General features: G+C 67.9%; 18 protein-coding genes. 11 read left to right on the forward strand and 7 right to left on the reverse strand.

Annotated elements, in window-relative coordinates:
• Nucleotides 1–50: 50 nt before the first annotated feature.
• Genes mnmG through ACGVWT_RS08315 form a run of 5 tightly spaced genes read left to right on the forward strand, consistent with a single transcriptional unit; the run spans nucleotide 51 to nucleotide 4,921 of the window.
• Entirely contained in the window at nucleotides 51–1,886 is a 1,836-nt protein-coding gene (gene mnmG / locus ACGVWT_RS08295) for a tRNA uridine-5-carboxymethylaminomethyl(34) synthesis enzyme MnmG (RefSeq protein ID WP_315460948.1), read from the forward strand.
• Nucleotides 1,883–2,500, forward strand: coding sequence for a 16S rRNA (guanine(527)-N(7))-methyltransferase RsmG (gene rsmG / locus ACGVWT_RS08300; RefSeq protein ID WP_315460947.1), 618 nt, complete (start codon nucleotides 1,883–1,885; stop codon nucleotides 2,498–2,500). The genes mnmG and rsmG overlap by 4 nt, the downstream gene beginning before the upstream one ends.
• Nucleotides 2,497–3,279 carry a ParA family protein gene (locus ACGVWT_RS08305; RefSeq protein WP_017980507.1) on the forward strand — a complete coding sequence of 261 codons (783 nt, stop codon included), beginning with the start codon at nucleotides 2,497–2,499 and terminating at the stop codon, nucleotides 3,277–3,279. Before rsmG ends, ACGVWT_RS08305 begins: the two co-directional genes overlap by 4 nt.
• Nucleotides 3,276–4,181: a ParB/RepB/Spo0J family partition protein gene (locus ACGVWT_RS08310; RefSeq protein ID WP_116460176.1), complete on the forward strand. Its 906-nt coding sequence runs from the start codon at nucleotides 3,276–3,278 to the stop codon at nucleotides 4,179–4,181. The genes ACGVWT_RS08305 and ACGVWT_RS08310 overlap by 4 nt, the downstream gene beginning before the upstream one ends.
• Complete coding sequence (locus ACGVWT_RS08315; RefSeq protein ID WP_315460946.1) at nucleotides 4,178–4,921, forward strand: dienelactone hydrolase family protein; 744 nt, start codon at nucleotides 4,178–4,180, stop codon at nucleotides 4,919–4,921. The genes ACGVWT_RS08310 and ACGVWT_RS08315 overlap by 4 nt, the downstream gene beginning before the upstream one ends.
• Before the next feature lie 111 nt (nucleotides 4,922–5,032).
• Here the strand turns inward: ACGVWT_RS08315 and holA are convergent, their stop codons facing one another.
• From holA to ACGVWT_RS08335, 4 genes are all read right to left on the reverse strand, one after another.
• Nucleotides 5,033–6,052: a DNA polymerase III subunit delta gene (gene holA, locus ACGVWT_RS08320; protein WP_315460945.1), complete on the reverse strand. Its 1,020-nt coding sequence runs from the start codon at nucleotides 6,050–6,052 to the stop codon at nucleotides 5,033–5,035.
• Nucleotides 6,049–6,564 (reverse strand): LPS assembly lipoprotein LptE, encoded by a 516-nt coding sequence (gene lptE / locus ACGVWT_RS08325; protein ID WP_315460944.1) that lies wholly within the window; start codon nucleotides 6,562–6,564, stop codon nucleotides 6,049–6,051. Before lptE ends, holA begins: the two co-directional genes overlap by 4 nt.
• On the reverse strand, nucleotides 6,561–9,059 hold the full coding sequence (gene leuS, locus ACGVWT_RS08330; protein WP_315460943.1) for a leucine--tRNA ligase: 2,499 nt from the start codon (nucleotides 9,057–9,059) through the stop codon (nucleotides 6,561–6,563). Before leuS ends, lptE begins: the two co-directional genes overlap by 4 nt.
• Before the next feature lie 61 nt (nucleotides 9,060–9,120).
• Complete coding sequence (locus ACGVWT_RS08335) at nucleotides 9,121–9,564, reverse strand: DUF3576 domain-containing protein (protein ID WP_017980501.1); 444 nt, start codon at nucleotides 9,562–9,564, stop codon at nucleotides 9,121–9,123.
• Nucleotides 9,565–9,817: 253 nt separating this feature from the next.
• Here ACGVWT_RS08335 and ACGVWT_RS08340 point away from each other — a divergent pair, with 253 nt between their 5' ends.
• Nucleotides 9,818–10,513 carry a hypothetical protein gene (locus tag ACGVWT_RS08340; protein WP_286165002.1) on the forward strand — a complete coding sequence of 232 codons (696 nt, stop codon included), beginning with the start codon at nucleotides 9,818–9,820 and terminating at the stop codon, nucleotides 10,511–10,513.
• 221 nt (nucleotides 10,514–10,734) lie between these two features.
• Here the strand turns inward: ACGVWT_RS08340 and ACGVWT_RS08345 are convergent, their stop codons facing one another.
• Entirely contained in the window at nucleotides 10,735–11,259 is a 525-nt protein-coding gene (locus tag ACGVWT_RS08345) for a thiamine phosphate synthase (protein WP_315460942.1), read from the reverse strand.
• A 21-nt stretch (nucleotides 11,260–11,280) separates the two neighbouring features.
• Between ACGVWT_RS08345 and ACGVWT_RS08350 the strand changes: the two genes are divergently transcribed.
• Both ACGVWT_RS08350 and ACGVWT_RS08355 read left to right on the forward strand, forming a co-directional pair.
• Nucleotides 11,281–11,973 carry a YggS family pyridoxal phosphate-dependent enzyme gene (locus ACGVWT_RS08350; protein WP_315460941.1) on the forward strand — a complete coding sequence of 231 codons (693 nt, stop codon included), beginning with the start codon at nucleotides 11,281–11,283 and terminating at the stop codon, nucleotides 11,971–11,973.
• On the forward strand, nucleotides 11,970–12,635 hold the full coding sequence (locus ACGVWT_RS08355; protein ID WP_315460940.1) for an HAD family phosphatase: 666 nt from the start codon (nucleotides 11,970–11,972) through the stop codon (nucleotides 12,633–12,635). The genes ACGVWT_RS08350 and ACGVWT_RS08355 overlap by 4 nt, the downstream gene beginning before the upstream one ends.
• 97 nt (nucleotides 12,636–12,732) lie before the next feature.
• On the opposite strand, the gene ACGVWT_RS08360 is transcribed toward ACGVWT_RS08355, so the two are convergent.
• Nucleotides 12,733–13,332 carry an ankyrin repeat domain-containing protein gene (locus tag ACGVWT_RS08360; RefSeq protein WP_315460939.1) on the reverse strand — a complete coding sequence of 200 codons (600 nt, stop codon included), beginning with the start codon at nucleotides 13,330–13,332 and terminating at the stop codon, nucleotides 12,733–12,735.
• A 60-nt stretch (nucleotides 13,333–13,392) separates the two neighbouring features.
• On the opposite strand from ACGVWT_RS08360, the gene ACGVWT_RS08365 reads away from it, so the two are divergent.
• The 3 genes from ACGVWT_RS08365 to ACGVWT_RS08375 are packed head-to-tail and all read left to right on the forward strand — an operon-like array spanning nucleotide 13,393 to nucleotide 15,082.
• Nucleotides 13,393–13,986 carry an SCO family protein gene (locus ACGVWT_RS08365; protein ID WP_315460938.1) on the forward strand — a complete coding sequence of 198 codons (594 nt, stop codon included), beginning with the start codon at nucleotides 13,393–13,395 and terminating at the stop codon, nucleotides 13,984–13,986.
• Nucleotides 13,983–14,411 carry a YcgN family cysteine cluster protein gene (locus ACGVWT_RS08370; protein ID WP_315460937.1) on the forward strand — a complete coding sequence of 143 codons (429 nt, stop codon included), beginning with the start codon at nucleotides 13,983–13,985 and terminating at the stop codon, nucleotides 14,409–14,411. Before ACGVWT_RS08365 ends, ACGVWT_RS08370 begins: the two co-directional genes overlap by 4 nt.
• Nucleotides 14,408–15,082: a M48 family metallopeptidase gene (locus ACGVWT_RS08375; RefSeq protein ID WP_315460936.1), complete on the forward strand. Its 675-nt coding sequence runs from the start codon at nucleotides 14,408–14,410 to the stop codon at nucleotides 15,080–15,082. Before ACGVWT_RS08370 ends, ACGVWT_RS08375 begins: the two co-directional genes overlap by 4 nt.
• Here ACGVWT_RS08375 and ACGVWT_RS08380 read toward each other — a convergent pair.
• Complete coding sequence (locus ACGVWT_RS08380; RefSeq protein ID WP_315460935.1) at nucleotides 15,058–17,256, reverse strand: transglycosylase domain-containing protein; 2,199 nt, start codon at nucleotides 17,254–17,256, stop codon at nucleotides 15,058–15,060. The two genes, ACGVWT_RS08375 and ACGVWT_RS08380, sit on opposite strands and share 25 nt — an antisense overlap.
• Nucleotides 17,257–17,338: the final 82 nt, after the last annotated feature.

Below are 17,338 nucleotides of genomic sequence, written 5' to 3' on the forward strand. Positions count from 1 at the left end.
CCACGTGGAACAGTTTTGACGTCCGCAACGCGCTAGCATAGGCGCATCGTATGTATGACGTGATCGTCGTCGGTGGTGGCCACGCCGGCACCGAAGCCGCCGCTGCCGCCGCGCGCCGCGGCGCAAACACCCTATTGCTCAGTCACGACCGACGCTTGATCGGGGCGATGTCGTGCAACCCGGCGATCGGCGGCCTGGGCAAGGGGCATATCGTCCGTGAGGTCGATGCGTTCGATGGTCTGATCGGCCGTGCCGCAGACGCAGCGGCGATCCACTACCGGATGCTCAACCGCAGCAAGGGCGCGGCGGTACAGGGGCCGCGCATCCAGGCGGACCGGCGACGCTATGCCGCGGCGATCCAGACCATGCTCGCCGCCCTCCCGACGCTGACGATCGGCGAAGGCGATGTCGACGCACTGGTCATCGACGGGGGACGCACGACCGGTGTCGTATTGAGCGATGGCTCGCGGATAGCAGGGCGGACCGTGGTGCTGGCGACCGGCACCTTCCTTGGTGGCCGGATGTTCAGGGGTGACGAACGCCATGAGGGTGGCCGCATCGGCGAGCGCGCAGCGCGTAAGCTGGCAGAACAATTGCGGGCGCTGGCCCTGCCGCTGTCGCGTCTGAAGACCGGTACACCGCCACGGATCGACGGCCGCACGATCGACTGGGCGCGGCTCGACGAGCAGCCGTCCGATATCGATCCGTGGACCATGTCGCCCATGATCGGGGCGCGTCTGCTGCCGCAGGTTGCCTGTGCGATCACCCGCACCAACGGCGCCACGCATGATGCGATCCGCAGCGGGCTCGACCGCTCGCCGCTGTTCGGGGGGGCGATCGCCGGGCAGGGCCCACGCTATTGCCCGTCGATTGAAGACAAGGTGCATCGCTTCGGCGACCGGGACGGGCATCAGGTCTTCCTCGAACCCGAGGGACTGGACGATGCCACCGTCTATCCGAACGGCCTGTCGACATCCTTGCCCGTCGATGTGCAGACGGCAATGATCCGCAGCATCGCCGGACTCGAGCGCGCGACGATCACGCTGCCCGGCTATGCCGTGGAATATGACTATCTCGACCCGCGCAGTCTGGACGCGACCCTCGCGCTGGCGGCGATCCCCGGCGTCTATTGCGCGGGGCAGATCAACGGCACGACCGGCTATGAGGAAGCGGCGGGGCAGGGCCTTGTCGCGGGGCTCAACGCGGCGGCGACCGCATGCGATCTGGAACCCTGCGTCCTTGATCGCGCATCGAGCTACACGGGTGTGATGATCGACGACCTCGTATTGCAGGGCGTCACCGAACCCTATCGCATGCTGACCGCGCGCGCCGAATATCGGTTGTCGCTCCGCGCCGACAATGCGGAGACGCGGCTGGGTCCGATTGCCGAGCGGCTCGGATGTCTGGGCGACTCCCGGCGGGCGCACCAGCGCGATCTGCGCGAGCAGCGGGCGACGATCCGCGCAGGATTGTCGGGCATGGTCACCGCATCACAGCTTGCGCAACGTGGCGCGAAGGTCGCCCAGGACGGCAGTCGACGGAGTGCCTATGAGTGGCTGCGCATGGCGGGCGTCACGCTCGACATGGTCGCGCCCGACGTGATCGGCATCGCCCCTTCCGAGGTCTTGGACGAAGTCATCGAGGATGCGCGCTACGCCCCCTATCTCGACCGTCAGGCCGAAGAGGTCGAGCGGATGCGGCGTGACGAGCATGCAGTGCTGCCGGCCGATCTCGATTATGGGGCGGTGCCGGGGCTATCGAACGAGATGATCGACCGCCTCTGCAAAGCGCGCCCAGGCTCGCTGGGGGCGGCCTCGCGGGTGCAGGGGGTGACCCCGGCGGCGCTCTCCGCCATCTATCTTTACGCACAAAGGCGGGCAGCATGACCGAAGACGACGCTCGCGAGTTGATGACGGAGCGGTTTGGATCGGAGCGCATCGAGCGGGTCGCCACGTTCCTCGACATGGTGATCGCCGAGAATGACCAGCAAAACCTGATCGCGCCATCGACGATCGAAACGATCTGGGTGCGCCACGGGCTGGATTCGGCACAACTGATGTTTCACGTGGAACAATCTGCAGGATCGTGGCTAGATATCGGCACCGGTGGCGGATTCCCAGGCATGGTCATCGCGCTCCTCTTCGACGGCAAGGTAACGATGGTGGAACCGCGAAAGAAGCGCGCTGCCTTCCTACAGACATGCGTCGACCGACTTGGCATCGCCAACGCCGATGTGGCGGCAAGCAAGGTTGAGGCTGTCTCGGGACGATACGACATTATCTCCGCCCGCGCGGTGGCGTCCGTCGAAAAGCTTTTGCAAGCGGCCGCGCCATGCGCCAAACCGGAGACGCGCTGGATCCTGCCTCGCGGTCGGATGGAGCCGGAGCAGCTTACCGCGCTCCGCCGCCAGCGCGATCGAGTGTTTCACGTGGAACATAGTCTTACCGATCCGGACTCGGCGATCCTCATCGTCGATCGTCACAAGGGGCGCGCTTCATGACCTGTATCGCCGTCGCCAATCAAAAGGGTGGGGTGGGCAAGACCACCAGCGCGATCAACCTTGCCACGGCGCTGTCGGCGACGGGCAAGAGCGTCCTGCTGATCGATCTCGACCCACAGGGCAACGCGTCGACCGGTCTCGGCATCGGTCAGGCCAAGCGGGGGCGGTCGAGCTACCACGTCCTCGTCGGTGAGGCGGAGATTGCCGATGCCGTCATCAGCACGCCTGTTCCGCGCCTCGATCTGGTGCCGGCGACGCAGGATCTGTCGGGCGCCGAGATCGAGCTGGTTGAGTTCGATCATCGCACGCATCGCCTCGACCGCGCGCTGGCGCAGGTAAAGGGGCGCTGGGACATCGTGCTGATCGATTGCCCGCCGTCGCTCGGTCTGCTGACCATCAATGCCATGGTGGCCGCAGACAAATTGCTGGTGCCGCTGCAATGCGAATTCTTCGCGCTCGAAGGCCTGTCGCAGCTCCTCACGACGGTCGAACGCATCCGCGAACGGTTCAATCCCGGCCTCGCCATCCTCGGCGTCGCGCTCACCATGTATGACCGTCGCAACCGCCTGACCGATCAGGTCGCGGCCGACGTCCGCGCGGTATTGGGGCAGGTGGTGTTCGACACGGTGATCCCGCGCAACGTCCGTCTGTCGGAAGCGCCGAGCCATGGTCTGCCCGCGCTGATCTACGATCATCGGTGTTCGGGATCGCAGGCCTATATCGATCTCGCGCGCGAGCTCATCGCACGCCTGCCGCAAACGGCCGCGGTGGCGGCATGAGCGATGGTGGCAAGCGCAGCCGCCCGGCTGGGCTGGGGCGGGGCCTCAGCGCGTTGCTGGGCGAGATGGCGACCGAGGCTCCGGTCACGCCCGGTGCCAAAAGCAATACGCCGAGCGGCGTACGCATGCTGCCGGTCAGCGCATTGGCGCCGCACCCCGATCAGCCGCGCCGCCATTTCGACGATGCGTTGCTCGACGAACTGGCCGCCTCGATCGCCGCGCGCGGGCTGATCCAGCCGATCGTCGTCCGCCCACACGGCCACGATTACCAGATCGTCGCGGGTGAACGCCGCTGGCGTGCGGCGCAGCGGGCGCGGCTGCACGAGGTGCCCGTCGTCGTCCGTGACTTCGACGATGCGCAAACGCTCGAGATCGCGCTGATCGAGAATATTCAGCGCCAGGATCTCAACGCGATCGAAGAGGCGCAGGCGTATCAACGGCTTGCCGGCGAATATGGCCACACGCAGGAAGCGCTGGCCAAGATCGTCCACAAATCGCGCAGTCACGTCGCCAACCTATTGCGATTGCTGGAACTTCCTGCGGATGTGCAGGCGCGTGTCACCGATGGATCGCTGTCGATGGGCCACGCCCGCGCGCTGCTCGGTGCCCGCGATGTCGAGATACTGGCGGAGCAGGTCGTCGCCCGCGGCCTGTCGGTGCGCGAGACCGAAAAGCTCGCCCGCGGCGCCAAGCCGGAGCGGGCAGGGGGCAGCCGGGGCGGTAATGCCGCGCCGCAGGCACCCGACGCCGATATCGCGGCGCTGGAGCGTCAGCTGTCCGACCTGCTCGGTCTCAACGTCCGCATCGCGCATAGCGAGAAGGGCGGTACGTTGACGCTGACCTATGGCACGCTCGACCAGCTCGACATGGTGTGCCAGCGCCTGACCGGCGACACGATATGATCCTCCGCTCGGACGAGCACGACGATCTGCCGACGCCGGACGGCGGGGTGATGCGGACGCACTGGTTCCGCCCGGTGGCGGAGGGGCGTTATCCGGGGCTGTTGCTGTTTTCGGAAATCTATCAGGTCACCGACCCGATTCGCCGTCTCGCGGCGTTCTTTGCGGGGCACGGCTATGTCGTGGCGGTGCCGGAGGTCTATCACGAATATGAGGCGCCGGGCACGGTGCTCCGCTACGATCCGCCGGGCACGGATCGCGGCAATGCGCTGAAGATTGCCAAGCCCGTCGCGGCCTATGACAGCGACGCCCGGATCGAGCTCGATGCGCTCGTTACGCATCCGGCCTGCACCGGCGCGCTGGGGACGATCGGCGTATGCCTCGGCGGCCATCTTGCCTATCGCGCGGCGCTTGATCCACGGGTCCGCGCCGCGGCATGCTTTTATCCCACTGATATCCACAGCGGCACGCTGGGCGAAGGACGCAGCGACGACAGCCTGGCGCGCATGGCCGATCTCAAGGCGGAAACGCTCTTCGTCTGGGGCCGGCAGGACCCGCATGTCCCCTATACGGGGCGTGAGGCGATCCGGACCCGCCTCGAAGAGGTCGGCGCGACCTACGAATGGCACGAGGTGAACGCGCAGCACGCGTTTCTGCGCGACGAGGGGCCGCGCTATGATCCGGCGCTGTTCGTCGCGGCAACGGGCTGGGCGCTGGCACTGTTCGGGCGAGCGTTGCGATAGGGCGACCTGATCGTCATCCCAGCGCAGGCTGGGATATCCCGGTTGGATCGCGTCCGAAGAGCCCCGAAAGACCCCAGCCTACGCTGGGGTGACGGTATGAGCGAAGGTCGCCTACCCCCGCCGCTCGACCCCACGCGTCAACTCGGTCAGCGCATGATCCGCAAGAACGCCGCCGGCATTGCCGCTAGCCATCACCGCCCGCTCGGCATGCCGCACCCGGTCGAGCGCCGCCGCCAGCATCGCGGCATTCCAGCGCCGCAGCGCCTGCGCGGTCGCGGCTTCTTCCCTAAAGAAGACGCGGTGGCGTTTGAAAACGCTGTCCTGCCCCGCGCCGGCGTCGATCTCCGCCTTCATCTCGGCCAGCGTCATCAGCTTGCGCGCGAGTTGGCGCAGCCAGGGAATGGGCGAGGTGCCGGCTTCGCTCAGCCGGGCCAGTTCCGCACCCAGCACCGCGGTCTGCCCGCCGACGACGGCGTCCACCACCCGGCTCGTCTCCGCTTCACCCAGATCCGCGCCGATCTCGTCGAGTGCGGCATCGTCCAGGTCGTGCGGACGGTCGGGGGCGGCGTCGAGGAACAGCGCCAGTTTCTCGATCTCGCGCGCCAGCACCGCACGATCGCCACCGCACGCCGCCGCCAGCCGTGCCGGCACGTTGCCGCCGGGGCGCAGGCCCGCATCGCGCGCCATGCCCGCCGCCAGGCGCTCCAGATCGGCCGCGCTGGGCTCGTAGGCGCCGAACGCCATCGCCCGGCGTGAGTCGATCGCCAGCTTGACGATCTTGGCGGTCGATTTGACCGTCGGAGCCAGCGCCACCACCGGGTTGCCGGCATGATCCGCCTCCAGCAGCGCGGTGAACGCCTCCAGGCATTCCTCGCCCGCTGGAGACACGCGGATATGCCGCGCGCCGCCGAACAGGGACATAGAGGCGGCCTCGTCAGACAAACGCGCCGGATCGGAGCGTAGCGTCGACCCATCCAGATCGACGCGCTCGGCGTCCGGCCCCATCGCCTTGGCGAGCAATCCGGCAAGCTCCGCCGCCGCCGAGGCGTCGGGGCCGTGAAGCAGGTACAGGCGGATATCCGGCGACGGGCGTTCCAACGCCGATCGGATATCGCGCGCGTTAGCCTTCATCGCCCCGCGGGACGGCCGTTGGCGTACACGGCAAGGCGCGAGACGATCTGGTCCGCGACGATTCCCGACAGGCGCTCCAGCGCCGTATTTTCCGCCGCGATCGTCGCATATTCGGATTGGACGACGTCGATGCCTGCGTCCGATCCTGCCGTGGCGTCGACCAGCACGCTGCCGTCGCTGAGGTCGACCAGCTGATAGCGCGCGCGCAGCGTCCGCCGCTCGCGCGTCACGCTGTCGTCGCGCCGCACGCCGAAACCGGCGATCTTGTCGTCGAGCTTCACGTCGAGGCGATAGCGCGGCGCATTGCTGCCATCCGCCGCCAGTCGGTCGCGCAGCGCATTGCTCATCAGCCAGCCGGCCTTGCCTTCGATGGGCGCGACCTCGACATGCGACAGCGTGCCCGCGACCGCGCCGCCCGCACCCCCGCCATACAGCGGCTTGAGGCCGCACGCGCTCGCCATCAGCGCGAGCGGCAGGAGAAGCGTCAGGCGAAGCGCGGGAAAACGGATCATGCGACGATATTCACCAATCGGCCGGGAACGACGATCACTTTTTTGGGTGCCTTGCCGTCGAGGCTGCGGACGATCTTGTCGCTGGCCAGCGCTACAGCCTGCAGCGCGTCGCGATCCATATCCTTGGGCACGGTCAGCGTATCGCGCAGTTTGCCGTTGACCTGCACCGCAATCGTCACCTCGTCCTCGACCAGCAGGCGCGCATCGACCTCGGGCCAGGGTGCATCGGCGATCAAGCCATCCATGCCCTTCGCCGCCCAGGCTTCCTCGGCGATATGCGGTACCATCGGGGCGACGAGCAGCATTAGCGTATAGACCGCGTTGCGACGCGATGCGCCCGGCGCGGCGCGTTCGATCGCGGTGACGAGTTCGTACAGTCGCGCGACCGCCTTGTTGAACGCGAGCGCCTCGATATCCTGTTCGATGCCCAGGATCGTCTGGTGCAGCTTGCGATCGAGCGCGGCATCGTCGCCGTCACCGGGTTCGGGCGTCTCGCCATCGAACAGGCGCCACAGCCGCTGGACGAAGCGCCACGCGCCCTCGATCCCCGATTCGCTCCACGGCAGGTCTCGCTCGGGCGGCGAGTCGGACAGCATGAACCAGCGCGTCGCGTCGGCGCCGTAGCGGTCGACGATCGGCTCGGGATCGACCGTGTTCTTCTTCGATTTCGACATCTTCTCGACGCGGCCGACCGTGATCGGATCACCGGTCGCGGTCTCGATCCCGTCGCGAATGTCGTTGGGCGACAGCCAGCGGCCATCCGCGGACTTGTACGTCTCGTGCGTCACCATGCCCTGCGTGAACAGGCCGGTGAATGGCTCGGCGATGTCGAGCAGCCCCATGTGCTTGAGCGCCCGCGTCCAGAAGCGCGCGTAGAGCAGGTGAAGGATCGCATGCTCTACCCCGCCGATATATTGCCCGACCGGCAGCCAGCTCTCTGCGACGGCGCGGTCGAACGGCTTGTCCTTCGGCTGGCTGGCGAAGCGGATGAAATACCAGGACGAATCGGCGAACGTATCGAGCGTGTCGGTCTCGCGCAGTGCGGGCTTTCCGCACGACGGGCAATCGACATGCTTCCACGTCGGATGGCGATCGAGCGGATTGCCCGGCACGTCGAACGACACGTCGTCGGGCAGTACGACCGGCAGCTGGTCCTTCGGCACCGGCACCACGCCGCAGCTTTCGCAATGGATCACCGGGATCGGCGTGCCCCAATAGCGCTGGCGGCTGACGCCCCAGTCGCGCAGGCGATAGACGGTCGAACCCTTGCCCCAACCGCCGTCTTCGGCCTTCGCGATGACCGCGCGCTTGGCGGCCTCCACGTCCATCCCGTCGAGAAACGACGAATTCACCAGCGCGCCGGGGCCGGTATAGGCCTCGTCACCCGCGAACACCGGATCGGTCGTGTCGCCATCGGCGACGACGCGCTGCACCGGCAGGTCGTACTTGCGCGCGAAATCGAGGTCGCGCTGGTCGTGGGCCGGCACGCCCATCACTGCGCCGGTGCCATAATCCATCAGCACGAAGTTCGCGATATAGACGGGCAGCTGGCGCGCCGCATCGAACGGATGCGCGGCGGTGAGGCCGGTGTCGTAACCCAACTTTTCCTGCGTCTCTAGCTCGGCCGCAGTGGTGCCGCCCTGCTTGCAGCGCGCGATGAAAGCGGCAACTTCTGGGTTGCCGGCCAAGCCTTGCGCGATCGGATGATCCGCCGCCACCGCGACGAAGCTCGCACCGAAGATCGTGTCGGGCCGCGTCGAGAAGACCTCGATCGTCTCGCCATTCGATACGTGGAACCCGAAGGTCAGGCCCTGGCTCTTGCCGATCCAGTTCTCCTGCATCAGCTTGACCTTGTCGGGCCAGTGCTCCAGCTCGCCCAGCCCCTCGATCAGCTCGTCGGCGAATTGCGTGATCTTCAGGAACCACTGGTTCAGCTTGCGCTTCTCGACCAACGCACCCGAACGCCAGCCGCGCCCGTCGATCACCTGCTCGTTGGCGAGCACGGTCATGTCGACCGGGTCCCAGTTGACCGCCGATTCCTTGCGATAGACTAGGCCATTCTCGAGCATGTCGAGGAACAGCGCCTGTTCGTGGCCGTAATAATCGGGCTTGCAGGTCGCGAGCTCGCGGCTCCAGTCGAGCGCGAAGCCCAGGCGTTTCAGCTGCGCCTTCATCGTCTCAATATTGGCGAGCGTCCACGTGCCCGGATGCACGCCCTTTTCCATGGCGGCATTCTCGGCCGGCATGCCGAACGCGTCCCAGCCCATCGGGTGGAGCACTTCGTAGCCACGCATGCGGCGGAACCGCGCCAGCACGTCGCCCATCGTATAGTTGCGGACGTGGCCCATGTGGATGCGCCCCGACGGATAGGGGAACATCTCGAGCACGTAGCTCTGCGGCTTGCCGCTGTTATCCTTGGCGGCAAATGTCTGGCGATCGTCCCAGACCTTCTGCCAGGCCGAGTCCGCGGTTAGCGCGTTGAAACGCGTGGTCATTCAGCAATTTCCGTTATCAGCGCGGTGCCGGCCGCTCGGGGCTCGGCACCGCAGGCAGGCATCAGCCCGCGATAGACGCCCGGCGCAGGTCGCGGGCGCGGGTGAGGATGATGTCTTCCAGCTTCTGCGTCGTCGCGGCCTGCACCGGCGCCGACACCCACTGGCCGCCGCGGTTCACTTCGCGCAGCGCCGCGACGCGGAGCGCATCGGCACGCAGATCCTGGTCCAGGATCGACACGGTCACCTTCATCCGCTCGGTCGGCACCTGCGGGTTGACGTACCAGTCGGTGACGATGACGCCGCCGTTGGAATCGGTCTGGAGCAGCGGCATGAACGACAGCGTGTCGAGGCTTGCCCGCCACAGATAGGAGTTGACGCCGATCGTCGTGATCTTCGACGCGGCGAGATCGGCGCTCGCGACGGTCTTGTTGCCGCGGCCGCCACAAGCGGCGAGCGGCAGGGCGATGGCGGCGACCATGAGGGCGGTGCGCAACGAGCGGATCATGGGCGTGACTGTCCTGCAGAAAAAGAAGCGCTCTCGCTCTATAGATGCGCACGATCACCCGCAAGCGAGCCGTGATTCGACCGGATTGGGACGATCGGTCGCCAAAACCTGTGTGCCGATTGCAACAGTCGGACAAAATGATGCCTGAGCCAGCAATACTTCCATATTGGCGCGCGCCGGAATCGTGTTAGGCGCGTTGCAGCGGGAGTCGAGGGGACTGCTTGTGTTTGCGAAGCGTGCCGGTGGGCGTGCGATGACTGTGTTGATGGCGGGAGCGCTGGTCGCTGCCGGCGTCGCCGTCGCGCCCGCATTCGGCGCCGCCGAACGCGCCCAGCCCGCCCGTCGCATCACCTCTGCCACGCCGCGTTTCACCGGGTCCTTCACCCCGGCCGCGGCCGACCCGCGACTCGCCGCAGCGATCGCGCGCGGCGGCCTCGACGGCATGGACTTCCGCTTCACCCCGGCAGAGGCCCGGCAGGACAAGCGCGCCGTGACCGTCGCGGTCCGCGTCCGCTCGAACCGCGTCGCACTCGCCGATGCCGCCCGCACCACCGCCCCGGCACCGACCGTCGGCATTCAGCCGATCGCCTACAACCTCGGCGCATCGGTGGGCTGGAAGCGCTTCGCGGTCTCGGGTGGCATCAACCACATCGATCTCGGCCCCGTGCCGGGCAGCCGCGAATCGACCGATGTCGCGCTCACCTATCGCGCCGGCCGCGCCAGCAGCCGCGTGATGGCGGTCTCGGATCGTCCGCTCGACACCACGCCGAAGCTGACGCAGGAACCGTCGAGCTATTCGGTCGACGTCAGCAGCTCCTATTCGCTGACCCGCAATCTCGATCTAACCGCGGGCATGCGCTACCGCTCGGATCGCGACCGCCTGACCCGCCTCGACGATACGCGGCGCGACAGCCAGTCGGTCTACGTAGGCACCGCCTTCCGCTTCTGATCGCTGGTGTCGGGGCGGGCGTGACCTGCCCTGACTACACGTCATCCCAGCGAAGGCTGGGATCTCCTACCGAAAGCGCGTCGCAGCTTCACGAACGGCTACCCTTCGTGGAAACCCGGAACGCCTTCCCCCCGTCATTGCGAGCGTAGCGAATCAATCCAGAGCCGGACCAGGACGCCTGGATTTCCGCGCTTCGCTCGCAATGACGGCTAGTGGTGGGCCTAGCGCGTCGTGGGCATCAGCCCATCGATCGCCGCCCAGCCGTCGAAGCCATAGCGGCGGATCGCCAACCAGCGCGCGCCCGTCATCCCGCCAAGCGCGACACGGCCCGTGCCCAGCCCTCGCGCAATACCCACCGCCCGCCGTACACCCAGCGCCCGCGCGCCCGGATGCGACTGGGTGGCAAAGACCGGCGACACGAACAGCCACACAGCCCCCGCACGAACGCCGCGAATCGCCTCGCGCCGATTATGCGTCGCATGGGTGAGGGGCCGCCGGCCGCCGTGCGACCCGGCGCCCGGCATGTCCCCAGCAGCGCTGATCCGCAACCGCCGTGCCGTCGCCAGCCGCCGCACCGTCAGGAACAGCCGGTGCCGCTCGCCTCGCGACAGGCCGTAATGGCGGAACACCACGCCCGCACCCGGCGGCAGCGCCCGGATCGCGGGCAGCAGCGCCGCGCCGATCCGTTCGTCGGTCATCAGCCACGCATGACGCCGGGGCGAGAGATTGCGGTTCAGATCGGCCACCACCCCGCTATAGCGAGCGTCATGACCGCCGACACCCTGTCCCCGCCTGCGCCTTCCGCTCTCCACAGCGTCACCACCGCCATCGCCCAGGCCGCGCACATCGCTGGCCGGAAGGCGGAGGCGGTGACGCTGATCGCCGTGTCCAAGACGCATGACGCCGACACGATCCGCCCGCTGCTCGACGAAGGCCATCGCGTCTTCGGCGAAAATCGCGTCGCCGAAGCGGCGGAGAAATGGCCGGCGCTGCACGAGGCCTATCCGGGCGTGTCGCTCCACCTGATCGGCCAGCTCCAGTCGAACAAGGCCGACGATGCGGTCGCGCTGTTCGACGCGATCCATTCGGTCGACCGCCCGTCGCTGGTCGAGGCTTTGGGCAAGGCGATGGCGAAGACCGGCCGCCGCCCCGACTGTTTCGTACAGGTCAATATCGGCGCGGAAGATCAGAAGGGTGGCTGCGCCATCGCCGATCTGCCCACCTTGCTTGATCAGGCACGCGCCGCCGGGCTGCCGATCGTCGGGCTGATGTGCATTCCGCCTGCCGACGTCGAGCCCGCGCCCTATTTCGCCTTGCTCGCCAAGCTGGCGCGCGAGGCCGGCCTGACTGGCCTCAGCATGGGCATGTCGTCCGATTATCCGACCGCGGTGACGATCGGGGCGACGCACGTCCGCGTCGGCAGCGCCTTGTTCGGCGCCCGCGGGAGTGCCGCCGCATGACGCCGCGTGGCCTGTTGTTCGACTTCGACGGCGTGCTGATCGAAAGCGAGTTCGCCGGCAACCGCCAGCTTGCCGAATGGCTGACCGACGCGGGCTATCCGACCACGGCCGAAGATTCGATGGCGAACTTCATGGGGCTCGCCGGCCCCGATTTCCGCAAGGCGATCGAGGCGTGGATCGGTGGCCCGATCCCCGAAAGCTTCGACGCGGCGCGGAACGCGGAGGATGCGCGGGCGATGGCGGAGGGGATCGATGCGGTGGCCGGGGCCGTCGCCTTCGTTCGCTCGCTGCCCGCTGACCTGCCGCGCGCGGTCGTCTCGTCCAGCCCGACGCGCTGGATCCGCCGCCACCTCGACCATATCGGCCTCACCGACGCGTTCGGCGACCATATCTACAGCGGTCGCGAGCACGTGACCCGCGGCAAGCCCGCGCCCGACCTCTATTGGCACGGCGCCGCGGCGATCGGCGTGCCGATCGAGGATTGCGCGATCCTCGAGGATTCCCCGGTCGGTGCCACCGGCGCGGTGGCGTCGGGTGGCCATGTCATCGGCCTATGCGCCGGCACGCATTGCGCCATCGGCCATGACGCGCGGCTGAAGGCGCTGGGCGTGCAGGCGATCGCCCACGACTTCACCGAGGTCGCGCGACTGCTGAACCTCTAACCCCAAATCGTCATCCCGGCCTTGAGCCGGGATCCCGCTTCTGATGCCGTCGCCGGCAGCGGGACCCCGGATCAAGGCCGGGGTGACGAGCAGCGCTCTACAGCCGCGGACCGGATACCTGGGCGCGGACCTTCTTCGGCGCATCCTTGAACAGCGCCACCATCGCCGGATTGCGCGAATCGCGAACCGCATAGTCGCGCGCCGACAGGCCGGCGAGATTATCCGTCTGGTCGGGGTCGCCGCCCTTGTTGATCAGCGTGCGCGCAATGCCTTCGTTGCGGGTGTTCACTGCCAGGATCAGCGGCGTCTGGCCCGACGAATTGGCGAGATTGGGGTTCGCCTTGAACATCAGCAGCAGGTCGACCAGGTCGTCGCGCCCGGCCATCACCGCCAGCGCCAGCGGCGTATTGCCCTTGGCATCGCGGATGTTGGGATCGGCCTTATGCTGCAGCAGATACTGCATATAGAGGTTGCCCGAATGGCTCGTCAGGTCGTGCAGCGCACCGCGGCCGGTGGTGGGCGATTTGGTGTTGATGATCGTGCTGCCCGGCGTTTCGATCATCGTGGTGACGGTCTTGCCGTCCTCCTTCTCGATCGCCTGCAGGAACTTGTAGCTTTCGGACTGTTGCTGCGCGGCGGCGGGGGTAATCACGGCGGCGGCGAGGCTGAGGGCGAGCAGGAAAGGGCGGCGGATCATCGTAGGTCCCTTGGACAAGACTTGCGGGCGCACCGGTAACAGATCACAGCTGCCACGGTCATGAACATTCTGCGTTTCGCCCGCCTCGCCGTGCCCGCCGCCGCTTTGGCGGTGGCCGCCTGCCAGCCCGCAGCCACGTCGTCGCCGCCGCTTGAGGGCGCGAAGATCGGCGGGCCGTTCACGTTGGTGAATCAGGATGGCCGCACCGTCACCGACCGCGATTTCGCGGGCAAATACCGGATCATGTATTTCGGCTACACCTATTGCCCCGATGTCTGCCCCACCGATGCAGCGGCGATCGGCAAGGGCGTGGCGCTCCTCGCCAAGAGCGATCCCGATCTCGCCAAGCGGATCGTCCCGATCTTCGTCAGCGTCGATCCCGAACGCGACACGCCCAAGGTCCTGAAAAGCTTCGTCTCAGCCTTTTCGCCGCAGATGGTCGGGCTGACCGGCACGCCCGCGCAGATCGCCGCGGTGTCGCAGGCCTATGGCGTGTTCGCCGGCAAGGGCGAGGCGCAGCCCGGCGGCGGCTATCTGGTGAATCACAGCCGCGCCACCTATCTGATGAGCCCGGACGGCAAGCCGCTCGCGCTGCTGCCGTCGGACAAGGGGCCGCAAGCCGTGGCCGACGAGATCAAGCGCTGGGCGACATGAGCAAATTTTGGGAGCTGCCGATCGAGCAGCTCGATCGCGGCCAATGGGAGGCTCTGTGCGACGGCTGCGGCAAATGCTGCATCCACAAGCTGGAGGACGAAGATACGGGCGAGGTCGTCCCGACCAACGTCGCCTGCCGCCTGTTGAACCGCCGCACCGGCTTCTGCTCCGACTATAAGCACCGCCGCGCCTATGTGCCCGAATGCGTGCGGCTGACCGCGGGTAACGTTCGGACAATCGACTGGCTGCCCACCACCTGCGCCTATCGCCTGCGCGCCGCCGGCGAGCCGTTGCGCGACTGGCATTATCTGATCAGCGGCGATCGCGAGACCGTCCACACCGCCGGCATCTCGGTGCGCGGCTGGACGGTCAGCGAGGACGACGTCGGCGACCTCGAAAACCATATCGTCGATCGCGAGCTGTGAGCGACCCGTTCGAGGTCGTCCGCCACCCCACCGCGCGGCGCGTGCGTCTGTCGATCGATCCGGCGAGCGGTCGCGCGCGGCTGGTGCTGCCGCGCCGCGCCGCGTTGAAGCCCGCACTCGCCTGGGCGCGTGGAAAGGCGGACTGGATCGCCGAACAGCAGGCGCGGCTGCCGTCGGCACGGCCCTATGCGCCGGGCATGGTGCTGACCGTCGCCGACCAGCCGCTGACGATCGACTGGCAGCCGGGTAGCCGCCGCCGGGTCGAAGTGGCGGGCGACACGCTGTCGCTATCCGGCCCGCTCGACACGCTGCCGCGCCGCGTCGAGACGTGGCTGAAGCGCACCGCGCTCGACCAACTGGCCGACGACACGGCCTATTTTGCCGCCAAAGGCGGCGTGATCGTGTCGAAGGTCGCGATCGGCGATGCGCGCGGACGCTGGGGCAGCTGTGCGGTCGACGGCGTCATCCGCTACAGCTGGCGGCTGATCCTGGCGCCGGGCTGGGTGCGCCGCGCGACGGTGGCGCATGAGGTCGCGCACCGCGTCCACATGAACCATGGCCCCGCCTTCCACGCGCTCGTCGCGCAGCTGTACGAGGGCGATCCGACGCCGGCGCGCGCTTGGCTGCGCGCGCACGGCGCGGGGCTTCACTGGGTCGGGCGATCGTCCTGAACCGGGCGCTGTAGCGGCGCCCGCGGCGCGGGATAGCCGTCCCGCGATGGCGGCGGCTGCCGCGACGGAGCGGTGGCGGGGGGCACGCGCTGCCCGTCCCGCGTGCCATCGCGCGGCGCCGGATCGCGCGATGGCGCATCGCGGCCGGTGACGCGGTCGATCAGGTCGTTAAGCTGCTGCTGCGGCGGCGTGTCGGGGGCGCCGCCGTCCGCCGGTTCGCCCTGCGCCTGCGGATCGTTTTCGCGGGGCGCCTGGGGCAGCGGGTTGCCATCCGGGTCGACCATCGGCGCGCCCGCAGAGCCATCGTCGGGCTGGCCGTAATAGGCCTCCTCATCCGGCTCCAGCTGCCAGTCGGGCAGGGTGACCTGCGTGTCGAACTGCTCGATCGGCCGGTTGGCGGTGGCAGGCTTCATGAACGCCGCCCACGCCTTGGCCGGCGCGGTGCCGCCGTGCAGCCCGGCGACGGGCTTGGCGTCGTCGCGGCCCATCCACACGCCGGTGGTAAGCCCGCTCGAGAAGCCCAGAAACCACCCGTCCTTCAGCGAAGTGGTGGTGCCGGTCTTGCCCGCGACCGGCCGGCCGATCTGTGCGGCGCGGCCGGTGCCGGTGTTCACCGCGGTCTGTAACAGGTCGATCATCTCGGCCGCGACATAGGGCGCGACGAGCACACGGCTGCGATCCACCTCGTGGCTGTAGATCGTCTGGCCGTTCGCGGTGACGCGGGTGATGCCGTACGGCGTCACCGCGACGCCCTTGTTGGCGACGCTGGCGAAGGCGCTGGTCATGTCGATCAGCCGCACGTCGCTGGTGCCCAGCACCATCGCGGGATGCGTGTTGATCGGCGTGGTGATGCCGAAGCGGCGGGCCATCGCGGCGATGGTGGAAAAGCCCACTTCCTGCCCCAGCTTCGCCGCCACGGTGTTGAGCGAATAGGCGAAGGCGGTGCGCAAACTGACCGGCCCCGAATTGCGCCGCGAATCGTTGCGCGGGCTCCACCCGTCGATCGTCACGGGTTCGTCGACGATCGTATCTTCGGGCTTGTGACCCGCCTCCAGCGCCGCGAGATAGACGAACAGCTTGAACGCCGATCCCGGCTGGCGCACCGCCTGCGTCGCGCGGTTGTAGATCGAGGTGACGTAATCCTTGCCGCCGACCATCGCGCGCACGCCGCCGTCGCGATCCAGGCTGACGAGCGCGCCCTGCACGCCGTTCGGCGCATTGGCGCGAATCGCCGAATCCGCCTCGCGCTGCATCGCGGGGTCCAGCGTCGTCCACACCTCCAGCGGCGCGCTGGTCTCGTCGATCAGCGTATCGAGCTGCGGCAGCGCCCAGTCGGTGAAGTAGCGCGCGCTATTCTGCTGGCGTTCGGGCGTCAGCTTCAGGTCGGCGACGTCCGCCGCCTGCGCCTGCGCTTCGGTGATATCGCCCGCGCGGACCATCTGCTGCAGCACCACCCCGGCGCGGCCGCGCGCCGCCTCGGCATCGGCGGTCGGCGAGTAGTTGGACGGCGCCTTCACCAGCCCAGCGATCACCGCGGCCTCGCCGATGCTTAGGTGGCCGGCGCCATGGCCGAAGAACTTCCGGCTGGCGGCGTCGATGCCATAGGTGCCGCCGCCATAATACATCTTGTTGAGGTACAGCTCGAGGATCTCGTCCTTGCTGAACTTGCGTTCCAGCGCGAGCGCCAGGATCCATTCGCGGAATTTCCGCCCGAATTTCTTCTGGTTGTTCAGGAAGACGTTGCGCGCCAGCTGCTGCGTGATCGTCGACCCACCCTGCACCCAGCGCCCGCGTTCGAAGCGGACCTGCACCGACCGCGCGATGCCGATCGGGTCGACGCCCGGATGCCCGCGGAAGCGGCGATCCTCGACCGCGACGGTCGCCTGCCGCATGATCCTCGGGATCTGCGCATAGGGCAGCCATTCGCCATAGCTCGGCCCCAGCGAGGCGATGATGCTGCCGTCGGCGGCATGGACGCGGATCATCTGGCCGTTGGGCGAGCTCTTCAGCTCGTCGAAGCTCGGCAGCTGCGACCGCGCGACATAGACCGCGATCACCAGCGCGCCGAAGGCGAGGATGCCGAGACCGATCAGAATCTGGAGGGTAACGACGATCCGCCGGCGCCAACGAGAGCGGGGGGCGGGAGCGGAGCGGGAGGTGCGCGCACGAGCCATGTAGGCGCTCGCGATTACGCGCTTCCGGGGCGGGTCACAAGCACGCGCGCATCCCGCCGCGCCGATTTGCGCGGACGCTGCG

Origin of the sequence: Sphingomonas sp. S6, assembly GCF_043498045.1 — a bacterium.
Taxonomy (GTDB): Bacteria; Pseudomonadota; Alphaproteobacteria; order Sphingomonadales; family Sphingomonadaceae; genus Sphingomonas.